At 76.3% G+C, this 1,230-nt stretch carries 1 protein-coding gene; it reads left to right on the top strand.

Annotation, left to right across the window (positions count from 1 at the left end; genetic code table 11):
• Window positions 1–58: 58 nt before the first annotated feature.
• Window positions 59–1,230: hypothetical protein (locus AB0K51_RS34860; RefSeq protein ID WP_363462314.1), on the top strand; the 1,172-nt coding region annotated here is incomplete at its 3' end.

Below are 1,230 nucleotides of genomic sequence, written 5' to 3'. Positions count from 1 at the left end.
CCGGCGATACGGGCACCTGCTGGTGGATCCGGCGTCCGGGCCCGGTGATCCGGGGCGTGTGGTGCAGGACCTGGGGCAGCGGGAGGCGCCGTGGAGTGTCGGCGATGCGCCCTTCGTGGTCGCGGCGGTGGTGGACGGCGATCGGGCGGTGCTGACCGGGCCCGACGGCCGGCCGGTGTATCTGGACGCGGCGCGGTTCGCCCGGCTGGTGGCGGCGGATCCGACCCTGGCGGAGTGGCCCGCGGGCGCGCCCGTCGTCCTGGCGGTGGAGTTCGCGGGCCGGGGAGGCCAGGAGTTCGCCCGGGCGGTGGCGGCAGCGACGGGGCGGGTGGTGTACGCGCCGACCGGCGCCGTGCACGTGCAGGCCGAGGTGGACGGCGGCTGGTCCTACGCCCTGCAGACCCCCTACCTGGCCCCGGACGGGAGCGCGCCGCCACTCGATCGCTTCGCTCGGATCGATCCCCCCTCCGGGGACGCCGGGGACGGCGTCCCGGTCCCGGGCCGGCCCCGCACCGCGTCGCCCGGCGACAGCCCCGTACCCGTCGCGGAACCGCCCGGCGCGCCCTTCACCGTACGATTCGCGCCGGGCGACACCGTCGTGGGCGAGGCCGCGGCCCGCAAGGTGTACGAGCTCGCGGCCGGGCTGGCTCCGGAACTGGCCCGGCGGCTACGGGACGGGCTGCCGATGCCCGCGATCACGATCACCGGTCGCGGCAACGGCATGTTCTCCGCCGACGCGCGGGCCCTGGACCGCGCGGTCTCCACCGGCCGGGTCCTGGCCAGCGGCCTGAGCTATCACCTGGCCCGGCTGGACGCCCTGTTCGACGTCCAGCCGCTGATCGAGGTGGTGGACGCCGCCGGCAGCGAGCCCCCTCCCGGCGTCCTGCCCGGGGAAGCCATGGACGTCCGCCTGCGGAGCGCGAGCATCGCCGTCGAGTATCCCGCGGGCCCGCACGAGCAGCCCGCTCCGACGAGCGCCGTCACCCCGACACCGGCAGAGCACGCCGCACCGTCCGTCACCCGGATCCCGGCCGGCGGCTGGATCGGCGAGGACGCCCACCCCCAGGCGTCGGCCGGACATGTCCGAGAGGCCCTGCAGCTTCTGCCACCGCGTCAGGACACGTTCGTGCTGGCGATGCACATCGGTGACGACGGCGCCCCGATCACCCCCCACGAACTGGGCGCGGCCCTGATCTCCGTGTACGAGCGGGGCGGGCTGGACGGCAGACA

Source organism: Kitasatospora sp. NPDC049285, from assembly GCF_040678815.1.
Lineage (GTDB): Bacteria > Actinomycetota > Actinomycetes > Streptomycetales > Streptomycetaceae > Kitasatospora.
The sequence above is the reverse complement of the archived record's forward strand: the minus strand, read 5'-3'. Positions and strand labels throughout refer to the sequence as shown.